Here is a 15008-nt window from a genome sequence, read left to right on the forward strand (position 1 = left end):
CTTACTGGTTCGGCGAACCTGCAATGGGGGTTTTCAAGTAAGGGAATTGCGTATCCACGTAGCTCGCGTCGATTGGCGCGCCATCGGTAAACGGTACGTTACCCACGGGTGCCTGATCGGGCGTACAGAATCCGAGGTTGGTGGGCTCACCGTTGACTGGGATGTCGTGGCAAAGCGCTCCCATGACGACACGCAAAGCAATATCAACTACATCATCACCTGGGCGACGTCCGTTCGGGAAACCTGCTAAATCATCACCAGCTACGCCAAAGGCGGACTGTTGGTCGGCCGGTGTCGCTGGAATAGCAGTATTCAAACGCAACATCTCGGAAGCGGTGACGGTGGACTGTTGGTTAACCCCTTCAAAACCAGTCAAGAACGCGGCCACGAGATCGGTACGCGGATAATTGCTCGGTGCAAGTGAATCGATGTTGGTACCTAAAGTGGCGTTCACCGGCTCGTTGAACAATACATCTAAAATGACGGGTAACGTCGGGTGTGTCACATAGTCGGCAAACTGACCATCTTCACTGGGGTGCGCTGAGTTAAAGGTGTCTTTATCGTCTATCCCAATAACGAGCTCATTTACCAGAGGTGCACTTAAACGTGAGACTTGCACTAACGCACCGCCGTTCACTTCGGGTTTTTCGAAGTTCGCATTCGGGTTCTGTAGACGCGCTTGGGGTACATGGGCGGTTGTCCACGCTCCTACAACGCCGTTACCATCGCCAGTCACACAACTTTTCGGTAGCTCAAGTGCGATAGTATTCACATTTTTGTCTGCGAGGTCATCATTGGCATCACTTTGTTCGATACCGCCCGGAAAGGCGTCGGCTTCGATGGGTACATAGTTGACCAAGTCAAAGGTTTCGCCCAGGTTGACTACGAATGGGTCTTTACGTTGACCAACAAATAAACGACCGGGCGCAGAACAATTGGGGATATTGATCTCGTAAACATATTGGTTGGCATAATCAGCGTAGCCAGAAGTACTGCCAAAGGTTTTTTCACCGACAAACGCGATGGGCTTGGTGAACGCTTCAGCGCCGCCCGTCGTGGTTACTGGCGAGGACATCCCAGACATTTGGCCACCGCTAACGACATTAACGCTGTACTGCTCGTTAAAGTTGAGTGCGCTTTGGTCCATTGCCGAAACTTGTCCGATGAACTTAAGCGGTACGCTGACATTTTTATCGCCCACTGGCAGCTTAACGCCCCCATTAGGCAGGGTATGGTCGAAGCGGAACTCAAAGGTCAGATCCTCTTGGGCATCACCGTCACTATCAAAGTGGATCGCGTAGACGGCGGCTGGATCCATGGCAAAGTAGTTTGGACCGCCATAAGCATCCTGTAAGGGTACATAGTTGGCTATGGCAGTGATGTAATCTTCGCGCCCTGGTTCATAACTGTTAAACAGATAAAAGTCAGTGGAATCAAGCGCAGGAAAGCGCGAAATATTCGGTGCCTCGCGGTGGCTCGACGCATTCGCATCTAGGGTGGTTACCACACCTACGGCCGATACGGTTAGAGCGACAGCGCCGGCAAGCGCTGAGTGTTTAAATGCTGTGTTTTTCATAACAACCCTCTCTGGTTTTTATAGGTATTCATCACCTATCCGAACCAGAGCGGGTTTTGGATGCAAAAAATCTAAATTTTTTTTACAAAGTTATAATATCTGTTGTGTAGAGTACCGGCCCCGTAGGCGCTCCGGTCGTGGAACCGCCTGTCGGCTCTAGGCTGACTGCAAGCGCTCCGACGCGAGCTAACTGAAATTCAGCCGGTGGATTCAATGCCGTTGGTTGTGTTGACTCGGGTAACAAACCGAGTGACACAGGGGCGCTTCCATCCTTCGGCAACATCCAAAGTTCATAGTCTCTATCATCACGCGATTCAACATTGGCTTGAGCAGTGGCTTGAATTTTGTCGGGCTTCACATTGAGTACCCACAACGTACGTTGCTGTTCGCTTTGAATCAGCGCGATACGTTCACTCGGAGGCGCCTCGGGCGTTTGAGTTTGCAGTTGCACAACCACGATCATCAATACCGCGGCGGTGACTGCCGCTAAACCGCCAAATAGACGCCAAAAAGGAGCGCTATTTTGAGATGGCTTAAATAATGTTTGCTGTATTTTTCGCCAAACTTGAGGTCGGGGTCTCATCGGGCTCAGTTGCTCGGTAAGTCCGTTAAGATGCTGTTCCCAAAGCGTCACTTGCTGAGCAATACGTGGTTGCTGGCTAATGAGATAACGAAAGCGAACCCGTGCTTGGCCTCGCATGAGACCGATAACATAGCGGTGAGCGAGGGTATCGATAAGTGTATCGTTTTGGTAATTCATGATTGCAAACACCTCTTCAAACTATCCAAGCCTCGGCGTATCCAACTTTTGATTGAGCCTAGGGCTTCACCTAGATAATCGCTGACTTCGCGGTGGCTCAAGCCATATAAAAAGGCGAGGTGAATAGACTGTCGCTGTGAGCCGTCTAGATCCGACATGCAATTTTCCAGCTTATCGGCATCGGGTGCTGCTGTTGGTAAGTTCTCGCTAGCGCGCTGATCGAGTAATTGCTCGATATCCTTGCTGGTTAATGGTTGACGATGTGCGTGCCGCAGCATATCGATTGCGCGGTAGCGCACCATACTGGTTATCCAGCACATGACCGAACCCGCATCACTGCGATAATCCGAGGCGGCATGCCAGATTTTTAAGTAAGTATCTTGAAGCGCTTCTTCAGCGAGCGAGCGTTCCCGAAGGATCGCGTAGCTCACGCTCATTAGCTTGGGAGACGTAGCTTGATAAAATCGCTCAAACGCAGAGCTGTCGCCCAGCGCGATGCGATGCAACGCGTGTGAAAGTTCGTATTCAGTCATATATGCCCAATTGTATCTAACATTCAGATAACAACATAACAGACATTTTTGTGTGGGTCGCGTATTTTACTAATTGACCTTGTTAGCCTTCACATAGGGTGTCGCGGCCAGAGGCTTTGGCCCGGTATAACGCGCGATCGGCATCACGCATGAGCGATGATGCTTGAGGACTTTATCACCTGCTTCATGGCCGTATGTATCGTTCACTCGTTTAAAGTAATCGATATCCAGTAATACTAAGCTTAATAACGTGTTGGTAGGTAGACTTAAACGCAGCTTTTCTGCATTTTTGTAGAAGGCACGACGATTATATAGGTGCGTTAACCCGTCGGTGTCTGCTAGCCATTTGAGCTGTTTCAGGGCTTGTTGGAGTGCTTCTTCGGCTTCTTTTCTTTCAGTGATGTCGGCTGCTACTTCGAGCCGAACTAGACGATTATCATGCCAATTTATCAGTCGATCATGGCATTGATACCAACGATTGTTTCGGGTGTTTTTAAACTCCCAAACATAGCTTTCGCCATTGCTTGGCAACTGCCCGCTGGTGCAAAAGCTACAAGGACCAGACTGGTCTTTTTGCAATACTTGATAACAGCGTTTACCTTTGATCGCAGTAAAGTCCGTCTCACCCGCAATACTCGCGATCGCATATCGGTTCATGTAGAGAAGTTCGTATGTATCTATATCAGATACATAAACTACAGCATCTAAGTGGTTAAGAATGTTTTCTAGATCTGAAGAGGTTGACAAGGTTGGTGAGCTCATCACGTGATTGCTCCTCTAGCGACTAGATGCCACGAATAGCAAGTCAAGCTATGACTCTTTTTGCTTTTCAGCTTGAATCCGTTGATAAACTTCCTCGCGGTGAATATCGATCTCACGGGGCGCTTCGATACCTAGACTGACTTGCGTGTCGGTGGAACTCACAACGGTAATTTTAACATTTTCGTTAATAATAAGTGTTTCCCCGGCGCGTCTACTTAAAATTAGCATGGTCGTCCTAGTCTCATGTTTAATTATGAGCCACTACTATAAGCAAAAACTCAACAAAGTATGATGAATAACTGTTCTGAAAGTGATTGTCGTGTCAGTTAACGTCATAAATAGTACTGCTAATGAAATTAAATATAATAAATCGATGTGGTTAACTAACCGTGTAAAACTATGTAAGCGTTGTATGGCAAGGCGTGTGCGCCTTGTACCTCTCTACTAATAATGCTATTTTGTTGCGCCCATCAAGCTGATGAGAGTTGTAACACGTGGTTGATTTTTATACCCACAATGTGGATTTGCGCCGTTTGGAGAGGGTGACCGTTGAATATTAGACTGATTCTAACGGTACTACTCGTTACGATTATTGGCGTTTGGTTACTCGATAGCCCAACACAGAATACCGCATTGGTGCCCCAACCACTCACGCCTTTCAGTGCAGAGCTTGAAGCCGACCACGGTGAGCTGAGCGGTTTAGAGCGCCGTTATATTCGCTCTTCGCGCACCGGGCGTATCGTAAAGTTACAGAACGGACAAAACCTAACCACATTACTGGGTGGCCAAGGTCTTTCTCAACGTCAGGTTGCTTTATTAGCGATGAGCGCTGAACCTATTATCGATCTGGGTCAGTTGCAAACCGGAGTGAACATTGAGATCAGTCATCCCAAACCGGGTCAGCACCGCATTCGCTTAGCACGGGAATATGGTGAGTTGGTGCAAGCGACTTACGTTGAGGGTGATTGGCACGTTGAGCTATTGCATGTGCCCACCGAGCAACTCGCCGAAGAACACGACTTGGTTATTCACAATAGTCTTTATCAAGATGCTGAGCACAATGGTATCCCTAACGGAGTGATCAATAGTTCGGTGATGGCACTCTCGCATTTCGTTGATTTTCAGCGTCAGGTGCAGCCCGGCGATCTGATGGAAGTGCGCTTTGAGCGAACTGAAGTGACTTCATTTAAGTCATTGTTCAGTCATTTGCAAAACCCGCTTCTGTTAACCTATTTACGCTTTACCAACTCGGGCGAAGATTATCGCTTGGTGCGCTACAAAGGTGCATTCTATTTTCCCGATGGGCGTTTGGCACAAAGCTTTTTGTTGAAAACGCCGCTCAATGGCGCGCGACTTTCATCTTATTATGGTAACCGTCATCATCCTGTACTGGGCTATGATCGCATGCATAAAGGAATTGATTTTAGCGCACCGATAGGCACCCCGATAATGGCAGCTGGTCGCGGTGTGGTTAAGCGTGCGAACCGCTATGGTAGCTTTGGTAATGCGGTGGTCATCGATCATGGTGATGGTTATGAGACCTTATACGCGCATCTGAATGATTTCGCTGATGATCTGAAGCCGGGTAATCATGTAAAGCAGGGCGATGTCATCGGCTATTTGGGTAAGACGGGTTTGTCAGCAGGTCGACATTTGCATTACGAAGTACACCATAATGGTCGTGCGATTAATCCGTTAGATATAAAAGCACCCGCTCAAGCGCGGCTGCAAGGCGCTGCGCTCGAGGGGTTTAAACAACAACTGGCACAACTTAAATCCGCGGACAGTCAATTAGCCAGCTTGGCGCCTTAGTAAGCGCCATCGCTGTAGGTTAATTCATAGCTGTGACTATAAATTTCTAAGATGTTGCCAAACGGGTCTTCCATATAAATCATACGGTAAGGCTTTTCGCCTGGATAATAGTAGCGGGGCTTCTCCATCCGTTTTTTACCGCCAGCCTCAACGATACGTTCTGCAAGCTCCTCTAAATTGGGATCTTGTACGCAGAAGTGAAAAATACCGGTTTTCCAGTACTCGAAGTTGTCCTCTGGGTTTTGCTGGTTATCAAACTCAAAAATCTCTACGCCTATACGATCACCCGTTGATAGGTGGGCAATACGGAATCGCTGCCATCCTTTTCCAAATACGTCGGTACACATTTCACCAATCGGACTCTGGTCTTCGGTAATTTCCGTGGGCTTCATTATTAGATACCAGCCGAGTACTTCAGTGTAAAACTTTACCGCTTTATCGAGATCCGGAACAGATAATCCAATGTGCGAGAAAGTTCTGGGAAATACGTTGCTCATTGCTACCTCCTGTGTTTTTGACGCTTGTAGGTTACAAAACAACCTGTCATTATGTGAAATTATTGTTTTTCATTAAGTTGATTACATATTGTTATGGTTAATCCAATTTGGTTACGTACGTTTGTGACCTTGGCGAATACACAACACTTCACGCGCACTGCTGAACTATTGTTTATGACGCAGTCGGGGGTGAGCCAACACATCAAGAAGCTCGAGCAGCAGCTAGAGATCTCGCTTATTGTGCGGCATCATCACGCATTTGAGTTAACGGAGGCAGGGCAGCGTTTACTACTGACGGCGTCGGACTTGGTAGAGCAACTGGAATCTTTGCCACAGTGGATATCAGAGGACCCCGATGACCGTGGAGAGGTCAGGGTTATGTCGCCTGGGAGTGTGGGGTTGAAGTTATACGATGCTTTGCTGACGTTACAAATGGATGTTCCAGATTTAGTCATCGATTATCGCTTTGCGCCTAATGCGGACATTGAGGCTCGTGTTACTGACAAACAAGTGGATATAGGACTGATGACCCAAGCTCCGGTAACTGAGGGACTCCAATTTACGCAACTGAGTCAAGAGCAATTGCTGTTAATTACGCCGCCAATCACTCACGATATTGATTTCTCAACATTGCAAGGTTTAGGTTTTATTGATCACCCCGACGGTTATCATCATGGAAACTTGTTACTGAGCCAAAATTTTAATGAGTTCTCTCATATGAGTGAATTTAAAAAACGCGGTTTCTCAAATCAAATTAATTTAATTCTTGAGCCAGTTAAACGAGGTTTGGGTTTTACTGTGTTACCGGAGTTTGCGGTGGAGCAATCGCAAGGCGGCGAGTCTTTCAATATTCATCGATTACCACAGCCTGTGGCTGAACCCATCTACTGTGTGACGCGTAAAGGCCCGCAGCTGCCTAGTCGTATTTCGCGCGTGATGCGCCATATTGAAAGAAGTTTACACCACTAAGCAGGGTCGCGTGTGTTGGTAATAACTCCTGAATAAACGTACAATAATTGAAAAACTCATAACAAGCCGCTGAGGGGAGTGCACATTGGCGTTGCTGGCCGTTTTACCCGCATTAGTTTGGTTATTTGTTGGTTGTTTATTTCCGCACTGGTTACCTGCGTTGCCCCTCTCCACCGTTCAAGTTGTGAGCGGTGCTATTGGTGTGTTTTTACTACTTACTTTGTTTTTTCGACAGTGGCGATGGACGCACTGGGCACCGTGGCTGGCGGGTAATGCCGGCGCTTTTTATCTAGCCGAGCAAAGTGACACAGTCAATGCTCTGCCCATTTGGTGGGTATTATCGAGCTTGTGGTTGAGTTTCGCCCCGGTACCGTCGTTAAGAACATGGTCAGGTAAAGGCCTATTCATTTTATTACTTGGTTTGCCACTCGGTCTGTTATGGCCACCGTTAGGGGCGGGCATCGCTGCTTTGAATCCTTCGCATTGGTTAATGACCGCTACTTTGCGTGATGACTACCCGCAGTTAGCCTACGGGTTGTTTGTCTTGGCGATTGCGGGAACTTGGGCAACGTTCCTGATGTATCAAGTATCAGCCGCCTATCGGTGGGCGCAATGGGCAGCGTGGTTGGTCATGATGGCGCTGTTGTTAACTGGCTCTGCGCCAGATGCGTTGAGTTGGACTGTGATTGTGGCAGCGACGGGATTGATTGTCGCTTTAGCAGACCAACTGTTGCGTTTAGCTTATATTGACGAATTAACTGGCCTACCGCAGAGAAGAGCCTTAATGAGTCAACTGCAACACCTTAAGCGACGCAGTGCAGTATGTATGCTCGATGTTGATCATTTTAAAAAATTTAATGATAAGTATGGTCATGATGTTGGTGACCAGGTGTTGCGTCTGCTCGGGCGAATTCTTGCTGAGCAAAAAGGACTAAAAGCTTATCGCTATGGTGGGGAAGAGTTCACCTTAGTCTTTGCCCATAACGAGCAGGCGCGGTTAAAGACGCAGCTCGAAGAGGTACGCAAGGCAGTGGCGAGTTATCCGCTGTCGATACGTGATGCCAGCCGCCCCAAGCGTGGCAATGAAGGCAAGCAACAACGAGGTCAAAGTAAAGTCCAGAATAAACACGTTAAAGTCACCATCAGCTTGGGTGCCACAGTGCGGGCGAAAAACGATACCGCTGAGGCGATATTAAAGCGTGCTGACGAAAATCTTTACAGCGCCAAGAAGGCTGGACGTAACCGTGTTGTATTGCGCTAGATTTTTGCTCGGTGGATAATGCGACCTCGCTTTTCTAAAAGGAGAATGTTGTGCGACTAACTGTAACGGCCTTGGTAACCACTTTAAGTCTAACTTTATTGGGTGCCTGTAGTACAAAACCAAACCACGAGGAAAGCTCGGCATCGACCGTTTTGCCTCCTTCAGTAAAGTGGCAAACGCAAAGTAAAGAATACCCACTCATCACTCAAGCTATATACCGAGATGCAGCGTTACAGCTTATGCAGCGTGAGCTACCGACAAACTGGGTTGTGGTGATGGATGTCGATGAGACAGTATTGGATAACAGCGGTTATCAGGCCATGCTGAGTCAAACGGGACAATCGTATTCGACAGCGAGCTGGAATCAGTGGGTCAAAAGTAAACAGGCGAAACTGGTGCCAGGAGCGAGTGACTTTATTACGTCAGTGGTGAGTGCGGGTGGTAAAGTAGCCCTAGTGACTAACCGAGATAAGCAGTTAGATAGTTACACTTGGCAAAATTTAATGGCTGTGGGCCTGCCCATTAATGCCGACAATACGTGCTTGATGGGGCGCAGCCAAGCGGATAAAGAGGCGGTTGATGGGCAAGCGATTGTGAATGACAAAGATTTACGTCGCCAGCAACTATCTAGCGGCGATGTCGACTGTTATAGCCCCTCTGTGACGCCTGCGACCGAATGGTCACAGCCGCATAACATCGTGATGCAAGTAGGCGACAATATTGAAGATATTGCGAAAACTACACAAGCGTCTGCGGATCCGAGCGCCTTATTGCCTCGCTTTGGCAAGGATGTCGTTATTTTACCTAATCCGATGTACGGCTCATGGTAGGTCGCGCGTTATGCGCGACGCCAACGTTTGCAGCTACTGGGATTTGTTGACCACTACTTCCATGCGTCTATCACCAATAGTGAGCGTATTGGGTTTACCCAATTCGACCAACAGGGTGGGGCGCATCGGAATACCGTGCAAGTTAACAGTCGCTGTCACGCGGACTTGTTGGCTGTCATAAGGTTCGAGCATCAGTTCAATATCGTAAGTGGAATTGACGCTGACGGTAGCGGGCTGGTTCGCCTTGACCACCATTGAGGGCGCTCCGACAAGCTGGCCCGCTTGGTAAAGTTTGGTATCGACTCGGTAATCTGCATGTGCTGCAACAGAGGCGAGGAATAATGGTAGCGCGATAAGTGCTGACTTAATGAGGGGTTTCATTTTCTTTCTCCATCTAATCGATAACGCGCAGTGAGCGATATTCATCATAAGCAAACTGGTCGGTCATTCCGCTAATATAATCTTGAATTAAGCGACAGCGATAGTAGCGTTCCCAAAGTGGCGAAATGTTGGCATCGGTTGCTTTGAGATAAGCGCGCACGTGTTTACCTGATAGTTTATGACATAAACGGCTTGCTAGTGGATAAGCGCGTTGTATTTTAGCCTCTTCACGTACCAGTCCTCGAAAGTCTTTAGTAGAGAGTTTGAGTAACGGGGCATAGATATCGAGTAAGCCGAGAATAATGGTGTGACCGCGCAGCTCCTGTTGCTCGACTTCGGGTTGATTAAATACTCGTTTGAAGGCGAGGTTTTGCAGCGCTTCGCTAAGTCGGTGGGCAGGGCTGTCATCTTCGAGTAAGGCTTCATTAAAGTGACCATCAACCACAGCATCAAAATTGTCGATAAAGCGCTGTGCAGCGTGATTGACCAAAATATGGTGAACATAGACGCGTAGCCAGATAAAAAACTGATTGTCTGTATCAATGCTATCTTTTGCCGCGTAGTAGCTTGCTTTGGCTAAAATATCGTTCACTGAAATCGCTTTACCGCTGTACAGAAGTTCGGCTTTGTCGGGGTCGCCGCCTAAGCGGCTAAACTGCTCTCGAATGCCTTCGGCAACTTGTTCGCGGTTAAGAACGTGTTTTTCGACGGCATCTTCGAGATCCGCGATGCCGTAAGAAATATCGTCAGCCGCCTCCATAATGTAGCTTAGGAAGTGACGGTGCCCATGTGGGAGATCCAGTACTTGATAGAGATCGTTGATCAGTGATTGCTCGGCCAGATAATAGCCTGGCTTTTTACCCAAATAACTTAATGGGTCGCTTTTACTGGGCTTAGGGCGACTCGCTAATCGCGTGTATTTTAATACCGCCGCGACCTGTGTGTAGGTTAGGTTGAGACTCATCAATGAGTGAATTAAACGAATCGCTTGCGCGTTGCCTTCGAAACTCTGCAATTCACTTTTAATATCGGCGGCATCCGGCTCATTGAAACCGGCAAATAGTTCATTATTATGCGTCGCAAACCAGCTACTAATTGCCGCCTCGCCAAAATGACCAAAAGGTGGGTTGCCAATGTCATGCATGATGCACGCCATTTCGACACAGCTCTCCATGACCCGAAACAGTTCATGGGGAGAGGTGCCTTGTTCTTCTAACGTCTCAAAGTGGCGCGCTTGTTTAAGCCGCTCGCCGATCTCACGTGTTATATAGCGGCCGTTTTGTTGTACTTCGAGAGAGTGCGTTAAACGACTCCGCACCGCGGCATTGCGCTCAAGTGGGAATACTTGTGTTTTTTGTTGTAGACGCCTTACCGCCGCAGAATTTATAATCCGGCCACGGTCGCTTTCGGCGGCAATGATCCAATCTCCGGCATTGCGAGAATACGGACGGTCAGCTTTTAATCGGGCGACGAGACGAGTTAAATTCACAATGGCTCCACTATTGACTGAGTAGAGCCTTGTTGTATCAGCCGGATTAACGCGAAGCAAGCGCCAATTGTTAGTTGCACACGTCCTCTACCAGTGCTTTTAAACGCTTGATGCGTTTTGTATCGCCTTCACTTTCTGCTTTGGCGAGATCGATTTGTGCTTGTTGGCAGGCCTCGGACTTATCGGTTTTCATCCGCTCAATTTCATCTTTCTGATACTGCTCCATACCTTCAAGGCCGTTGTATTCATCCCGAGATTCGACCGAGCGGTCTTTTTGATAGGGTTCAGCTTGATGATTCTCACACGCTGATAGACTGGCGATCAGTGCCAATACAAACATGATTTTATTCATTGGACATCCTTGATTTTGTAATCTGATTCCTACAATATGGATGATTGTTATTTTAATGTAAACACTGTTTGAAGTGATCGTTCAGACATTTGCTCAGTGCTTACAAATTTAAATCGTTAAATAAAAACAACAATAATGTCGTATGTTGAACTTAAAAGTTTTAATAGTAGCGCTCAGCGCCATTAAATGGGAAATTAGCTTAGTATCCGGCGCGGTGTTTTTTACGCTGTTGTTAAGCGCTTATCATCTTCCTCTGCTTACATTAGCAACGTTGCTCGTTGGTCTCACCTTATTCACGCTGACCGCTTATATTTCTGTCAATTTATTCTTGCTTCGACGCAAGCTCATCAAACATAATCTCTACCAACTGTTTTTAGCGCAAAGTGAGCACGCAAAAGGAAAAGAGATTGCGGGCTTTTTTAAAGGTTATTGAAGCGCTTAGCGTACTGGAGGTTTTATGTCTGAACAGGAAAAGAGCACATGGGTAAAACGCGCTTTATTTGAACTATTTATTGTCTGTTTCCCTCTAATCATTTTTGGCATGGTGGTGCTTGCAGATGGCTCGTTTCCCACAATGGCTGGCTATATCATTGTGCAGTTGCTGACGTTAATAGGCTATATCGTGTTTAAGAACAAGTCGGTCAGTCAATAACGTTCAAAGGAAAATACCGTGCGTGAGTCGTAAAAACTGACAGATGCCACTTTGTTAACAATAAAGCAACATTTTACTACACACCATAATTTTTGTTATAACGGTGACCTTTCGCTATTTTTGAACGTATGATTCAAAAATATTAAATTGTTTTAAATCCAGCGATGGGTGTCGATGTGAAGAAAAAGCAGTATGTAATCGGTGTTATTGTTTTTCTAATTTACTCTGTGGTCATCTATCAAGCCACGAGTACAGTGGTTGGTTTGCTTAAAGAACGCGAACTTACCAAGCAGAACGAACGACTTCGCGAAGTCGTGTCTTTGGCAAAGTCAAAGTTAGAGGCCGAGTTATTTCGCGACGTCTTTTTGGCTGACAGCTTAGCCACTGTGATCACAATCGACCCGCAACTTGCCATACAGAATTGGACAGAGTTAGGTGAAAAGTTGATGAGCAAGTCAACTCATGTGCGTAACGTGGGTATTGCACCTAATGATGTTATTTTACTGAACTACCCTCCACAAGGTAATGAGCGTGCAATAGGTCTTGATTTCAGGTCAACCCCCAACCAATATCGCACCGTCTTAAAAGCACGTGAATTACAAGACGTGTTCTTATCTGGTCCACTCGAGCTTGTTCAGGGTGGTAAGGCTGTAATAGCGCGTTTTCCTGTTTTTAATGACTATCCGGTGAACAACGATTACTGGGGGAGTATCAGTATAGTTATCGATTATCCTTCGCTGATGGAGGTTTCAGGGTTTGCCGACTTGAGTGATGAACCTGTAGCCATTCGAGGTGTTGATGCCGAAGGGATGGAGGGCGCGGTGTTTTTCGGTGACCAGCAGATTTTTGAAGGCACCGACTTCACTTCGGTCATTAATATCCCCAATGGTGAGTGGGTCGTTGGTGCTCAGTTTGATACAGAGATTCCGGTCACTTTGTCTCGGCAATTAATGGCACTGCGTATTGGTTTGCTAGTGATTGGCTTTCTAATATTTGCGGCCGTTTTCGCGCTCTGGCGATCTTATCGTGTGGTGCGTAGGTTTGCTCATGAAGATGAGCTAACTGGCTTATATAACCGCCGTTTTATTATGGCTCATTTAGATAAGTTAACGGAGCTTAATCAGGGGCGACAAGCCTTTGCTGTTGTAAATATTGATCTCAATGGCTTTAAAGAAGTCAATGATACTTATGGGCACGAGGCAGGTGATCAATTACTGAGATTGGTCGCTAATGAAATCCTCAGCGGCGTGCGAATGACTGATATCGTCGCACGGTTAGGTGGCGATGAGTTTGTTGTCATTATGCATCGCATTAAAAGCGAGGAAAGCGCGCAACGGTTAGCTGAGTCGTTACGACAGAAAATCGAACAGCGCACGTTAATATGGGGCAAAGCAAGTATCCGTCCGTCGCTCAGTATTGGCGTCGCGGTCTTCAATGCGCCTGAAAGTAGCGTTAAGGATATCCTTATTCGCGCCGATCAGGCGATGTACCGAGACAAAGCCAATCAACGGCCCGTTTAGTCATTGTCATCTGATTTGAAGTTGCCTTGGCTCTTGCCAAGTCCTGCGCTGATTGTCAATTGCAGAGCATCAGCCGGCTTCATATCGATCGATTGAACGCAATCTTTTGGCACCATAATCATGTAACCACCGACGTTGTAGGCCATTGGCAGGAATACGGCGACATGGTCGTCTGGCATGATATTCACTAACTTATCGTTTTTGTCTTTTGCTTTTTTATCACTGCGTTTGGTGACGATACCGATCAGTTGCATTTTACTGCCCGGCATCGTCACTAGCACGACGGACTCATCGGCAAAGTCTTTGCCCTGCATCATATCGAACACATCGTTAATGGTGCCGTATAGGTTGCGCAGGAGGGGCAACTTGTTCATCAACTTACCTGGTAATTGCCAAATGGACTGCAAAAACGACCACTGTGAGGTGAAACCAATGAGCACTGCAAGTAATAGAAAGCTAGCAAACGCGAGCCCCGGAAAGTAATAGCTCTCGCCTAACAATGCTTTCCAAATCGGGCTCAACCAGGTCTCTACTGTGACCAGCAACCAACGCGCTAACATGATGGTCACGATAATCGGTAGCAGAATGGCTAACCCTTTGAGGAGGAACTGGAAAATACGTTTCATAACTGGGTGACTTCCTTAATTTGTAGACCATTCGATACTAATGGCTAATCAAAATTGTTCATTATACGTAGTACACTGACACTACTTAGCTCGTTTTGGCAAATATTAAGGTGTAAATATGACACAGATTGCATTTTTAGGTTTGGGTGCGATGGGTATTCGCATGGCGCAGCATCTCATTGATGCCGGACATTCTCTGACGGTTTGGAACCGCACTGAATCCCGAGCTGAGCCGTTGCTTGAACAAGGCGCGCAATGGGCTAATACACCGGCTGAGGCAGCACAAGGTGCCGAACTCGTGATTGCGATGGTGCGCGATGATGATGCATCGGCAGCGGTTTGGTTGGATGAGCAAACCGGCGCTTTTAAGGGCATGGACAACGATGCGATTGCGATTGAGAGCTCGACCTTGTCAGTGGATTGGGTAAAAGAGCTGGCACAGCACGCTCAACAACGCGGTAAACAGCTAATTGAGGCGCCCGTATCAGGCTCGCGTCCGCAGGCACAGAATGCAGAGTTAGTTTATTTAGTGGGCGGTGATGTCCATTTGGTAAAACGTGCCGAGCCGGTGTTATCACTGATGGGTAAAAAAGTGAACCACACCGGTGAGATGGGCTCCGGCGCGCTTGCCAAATTAGTGACTAATACCTTAATGGGTATTCAGGTAACGACGATTGCAGAGTTGATTGGCATGCTCAACCGCCAAGGGCAAGACCCGGATGCGATCCTCGAGGCGGTTTCGACGACACCGGTATGGAGCAAAACCGCAGGTATCGTGCGCAAATCCATGGTAAGCGAAGCGTATGATCCTCAGTTTCCAGTTGATTTGATTGAAAAAGATCTGGGCTACTGTTTGCAAGCAGCCGACCAAGTCGCGCCCATGACCTCAGCAGCACGCACGGTGTTTAATGAGGCGCAAGAGCAACAGTTGGGCGAATGGAACATGACGGTGGTCGCCAAGCTTTATGAATAGCAGGTGTACCGGCGA

General features: G+C 47.4%; 18 protein-coding genes. 8 read left to right on the forward strand and 10 right to left on the reverse strand.

From position 1 onward, the window contains the following. Position 1: 1 nt before the first annotated feature. From BFR57_RS07770 to csrA, 5 genes are all read right to left on the reverse strand, one after another. Positions 2 to 1576 carry a DUF4331 domain-containing protein gene (locus tag BFR57_RS07770; RefSeq protein WP_071463425.1) on the reverse strand — a complete coding sequence of 525 codons (1575 nt, stop codon included), beginning with the start codon at positions 1574 to 1576 and terminating at the stop codon, positions 2 to 4. A gap of 82 nt (positions 1577 to 1658) precedes the next feature. After that, the gene (locus BFR57_RS07775) at positions 1659 to 2336 is read right to left on the reverse strand and encodes an anti-sigma factor (protein WP_071463426.1); all 678 of its coding nucleotides are present in this window, start codon (positions 2334 to 2336) and stop codon (positions 1659 to 1661) included. Continuing rightward, on the reverse strand, positions 2333 to 2869 hold the full coding sequence (locus tag BFR57_RS07780) for a sigma-70 family RNA polymerase sigma factor (protein WP_071463427.1): 537 nt from the start codon (positions 2867 to 2869) through the stop codon (positions 2333 to 2335). The genes BFR57_RS07775 and BFR57_RS07780 overlap by 4 nt, the downstream gene beginning before the upstream one ends. Before the next feature lie 69 nt (positions 2870 to 2938). Further along, complete coding sequence (locus BFR57_RS07785) at positions 2939 to 3631, reverse strand: sensor domain-containing diguanylate cyclase (RefSeq protein ID WP_071463428.1); 693 nt, start codon at positions 3629 to 3631, stop codon at positions 2939 to 2941. 48 nt (positions 3632 to 3679) lie between these two features. Further along, positions 3680 to 3859 (reverse strand): carbon storage regulator CsrA, encoded by a 180-nt coding sequence (gene csrA, locus BFR57_RS07790; RefSeq protein WP_071463429.1) that lies wholly within the window; start codon positions 3857 to 3859, stop codon positions 3680 to 3682. Positions 3860 to 4180: 321 nt separating this feature from the next. Here csrA and BFR57_RS07795 point away from each other — a divergent pair, with 321 nt between their 5' ends. Continuing rightward, the gene (locus BFR57_RS07795) at positions 4181 to 5443 is read left to right on the forward strand and encodes a M23 family metallopeptidase (RefSeq protein ID WP_071463430.1); all 1263 of its coding nucleotides are present in this window, start codon (positions 4181 to 4183) and stop codon (positions 5441 to 5443) included. Here the strand turns inward: BFR57_RS07795 and BFR57_RS07800 are convergent. Continuing rightward, positions 5440 to 5940 (reverse strand): lactoylglutathione lyase family protein, encoded by a 501-nt coding sequence (locus BFR57_RS07800; RefSeq protein ID WP_071463431.1) that lies wholly within the window; start codon positions 5938 to 5940, stop codon positions 5440 to 5442. The two genes, BFR57_RS07795 and BFR57_RS07800, sit on opposite strands and share 4 nt — an antisense overlap. Positions 5941 to 6033: 93 nt before the next feature. On the opposite strand from BFR57_RS07800, the gene BFR57_RS07805 reads away from it, so the two are divergent. The 3 genes from BFR57_RS07805 to BFR57_RS07815 all read left to right on the forward strand — a co-directional run bounded on the left by BFR57_RS07805 (position 6034) and on the right by BFR57_RS07815 (position 9000). Beyond that, positions 6034 to 6909 carry a LysR family transcriptional regulator gene (locus tag BFR57_RS07805; RefSeq protein WP_071463432.1) on the forward strand — a complete coding sequence of 292 codons (876 nt, stop codon included), beginning with the start codon at positions 6034 to 6036 and terminating at the stop codon, positions 6907 to 6909. Between the two features lie 85 nt (positions 6910 to 6994). After that, positions 6995 to 8170, forward strand: a complete 1176-nt coding sequence (locus BFR57_RS07810) for a diguanylate cyclase (protein ID WP_071463433.1) — start codon at positions 6995 to 6997, stop codon at positions 8168 to 8170. 50 nt (positions 8171 to 8220) lie between these two features. Continuing rightward, positions 8221 to 9000: an HAD family acid phosphatase gene (locus BFR57_RS07815; protein WP_071463434.1), complete on the forward strand. Its 780-nt coding sequence runs from the start codon at positions 8221 to 8223 to the stop codon at positions 8998 to 9000. Between the two features lie 33 nt (positions 9001 to 9033). On the opposite strand, the gene BFR57_RS07820 is transcribed toward BFR57_RS07815, so the two are convergent. The 3 genes from BFR57_RS07820 to BFR57_RS07830 form a co-directional block, all read right to left on the reverse strand. Continuing rightward, positions 9034 to 9381 (reverse strand): hypothetical protein, encoded by a 348-nt coding sequence (locus BFR57_RS07820; protein WP_071463435.1) that lies wholly within the window; start codon positions 9379 to 9381, stop codon positions 9034 to 9036. A gap of 13 nt (positions 9382 to 9394) precedes the next feature. Further along, entirely contained in the window at positions 9395 to 10870 is a 1476-nt protein-coding gene (dgt, locus tag BFR57_RS07825; protein ID WP_143441061.1) for a dGTPase, read from the reverse strand. Between the two features lie 70 nt (positions 10871 to 10940). Continuing rightward, positions 10941 to 11222 (reverse strand): hypothetical protein, encoded by a 282-nt coding sequence (locus BFR57_RS07830; RefSeq protein ID WP_071463436.1) that lies wholly within the window; start codon positions 11220 to 11222, stop codon positions 10941 to 10943. A gap of 142 nt (positions 11223 to 11364) precedes the next feature. On the opposite strand from BFR57_RS07830, the gene BFR57_RS07835 reads away from it, so the two are divergent. The 3 genes from BFR57_RS07835 to BFR57_RS07845 all read left to right on the forward strand — a co-directional run bounded on the left by BFR57_RS07835 (position 11365) and on the right by BFR57_RS07845 (position 13394). Beyond that, positions 11365 to 11655 carry a hypothetical protein gene (locus BFR57_RS07835; protein ID WP_071463437.1) on the forward strand — a complete coding sequence of 97 codons (291 nt, stop codon included), beginning with the start codon at positions 11365 to 11367 and terminating at the stop codon, positions 11653 to 11655. Positions 11656 to 11679: 24 nt separating this feature from the next. Further along, on the forward strand, positions 11680 to 11874 hold the full coding sequence (locus BFR57_RS07840) for a hypothetical protein (protein WP_071463438.1): 195 nt from the start codon (positions 11680 to 11682) through the stop codon (positions 11872 to 11874). A 176-nt stretch (positions 11875 to 12050) separates the two neighbouring features. Continuing rightward, the gene (locus tag BFR57_RS07845) at positions 12051 to 13394 is read left to right on the forward strand and encodes a diguanylate cyclase (protein ID WP_171903948.1); all 1344 of its coding nucleotides are present in this window, start codon (positions 12051 to 12053) and stop codon (positions 13392 to 13394) included. On the opposite strand, the gene BFR57_RS07850 is transcribed toward BFR57_RS07845, so the two are convergent. Then, positions 13391 to 14020 carry a DUF502 domain-containing protein gene (locus tag BFR57_RS07850; RefSeq protein ID WP_071463440.1) on the reverse strand — a complete coding sequence of 210 codons (630 nt, stop codon included), beginning with the start codon at positions 14018 to 14020 and terminating at the stop codon, positions 13391 to 13393. The two genes, BFR57_RS07845 and BFR57_RS07850, sit on opposite strands and share 4 nt — an antisense overlap. Positions 14021 to 14138: 118 nt before the next feature. Between BFR57_RS07850 and BFR57_RS07855 the strand changes: the two genes are divergently transcribed. Next, the gene (locus BFR57_RS07855; RefSeq protein ID WP_071463441.1) at positions 14139 to 14993 is read left to right on the forward strand and encodes an NAD(P)-dependent oxidoreductase; all 855 of its coding nucleotides are present in this window, start codon (positions 14139 to 14141) and stop codon (positions 14991 to 14993) included. The last annotated feature ends 15 nt before the right edge of the window (positions 14994 to 15008 follow it).

The organism is Idiomarina sp. MD25a (assembly GCF_001870515.1).
Taxonomy (GTDB): Bacteria; Pseudomonadota; Gammaproteobacteria; order Enterobacterales; family Alteromonadaceae; genus Idiomarina.

Bases quoted from the DNA above. Each gene is read 5' to 3' on its own strand.
- BFR57_RS07770 (WP_071463425.1), bottom strand. From the start codon at position 1,576: ATGAAAAACACAGCATTTAAACACTCAGCGCTTGCCGGCGCTGTCGCT.
- BFR57_RS07775 (WP_071463426.1), bottom strand. From the start codon at position 2,336: ATGAATTACCAAAACGATACACTTATCGATACCCTCGCTCACCGCTAT.
- BFR57_RS07780 (WP_071463427.1), bottom strand. From the start codon at position 2,869: ATGACTGAATACGAACTTTCACACGCGTTGCATCGCATCGCGCTGGGC.
- BFR57_RS07785 (WP_071463428.1), bottom strand. From the start codon at position 3,631: ATGAGCTCACCAACCTTGTCAACCTCTTCAGATCTAGAAAACATTCTT.
- csrA (WP_071463429.1), bottom strand. From the start codon at position 3,859: ATGCTAATTTTAAGTAGACGCGCCGGGGAAACACTTATTATTAACGAA.
- BFR57_RS07800 (WP_071463431.1), bottom strand. From the start codon at position 5,940: ATGAGCAACGTATTTCCCAGAACTTTCTCGCACATTGGATTATCTGTT.
- BFR57_RS07805 (WP_071463432.1), top strand. From the start codon at position 6,034: ATGGTTAATCCAATTTGGTTACGTACGTTTGTGACCTTGGCGAATACA.
- BFR57_RS07820 (WP_071463435.1), bottom strand. From the start codon at position 9,381: ATGAAACCCCTCATTAAGTCAGCACTTATCGCGCTACCATTATTCCTC.
- BFR57_RS07830 (WP_071463436.1), bottom strand. From the start codon at position 11,222: ATGAATAAAATCATGTTTGTATTGGCACTGATCGCCAGTCTATCAGCG.
- BFR57_RS07835 (WP_071463437.1), top strand. From the start codon at position 11,365: ATGTTGAACTTAAAAGTTTTAATAGTAGCGCTCAGCGCCATTAAATGG.
- BFR57_RS07840 (WP_071463438.1), top strand. From the start codon at position 11,680: ATGTCTGAACAGGAAAAGAGCACATGGGTAAAACGCGCTTTATTTGAA.
- BFR57_RS07850 (WP_071463440.1), bottom strand. From the start codon at position 14,020: ATGAAACGTATTTTCCAGTTCCTCCTCAAAGGGTTAGCCATTCTGCTA.
- BFR57_RS07855 (WP_071463441.1), top strand. From the start codon at position 14,139: ATGACACAGATTGCATTTTTAGGTTTGGGTGCGATGGGTATTCGCATG.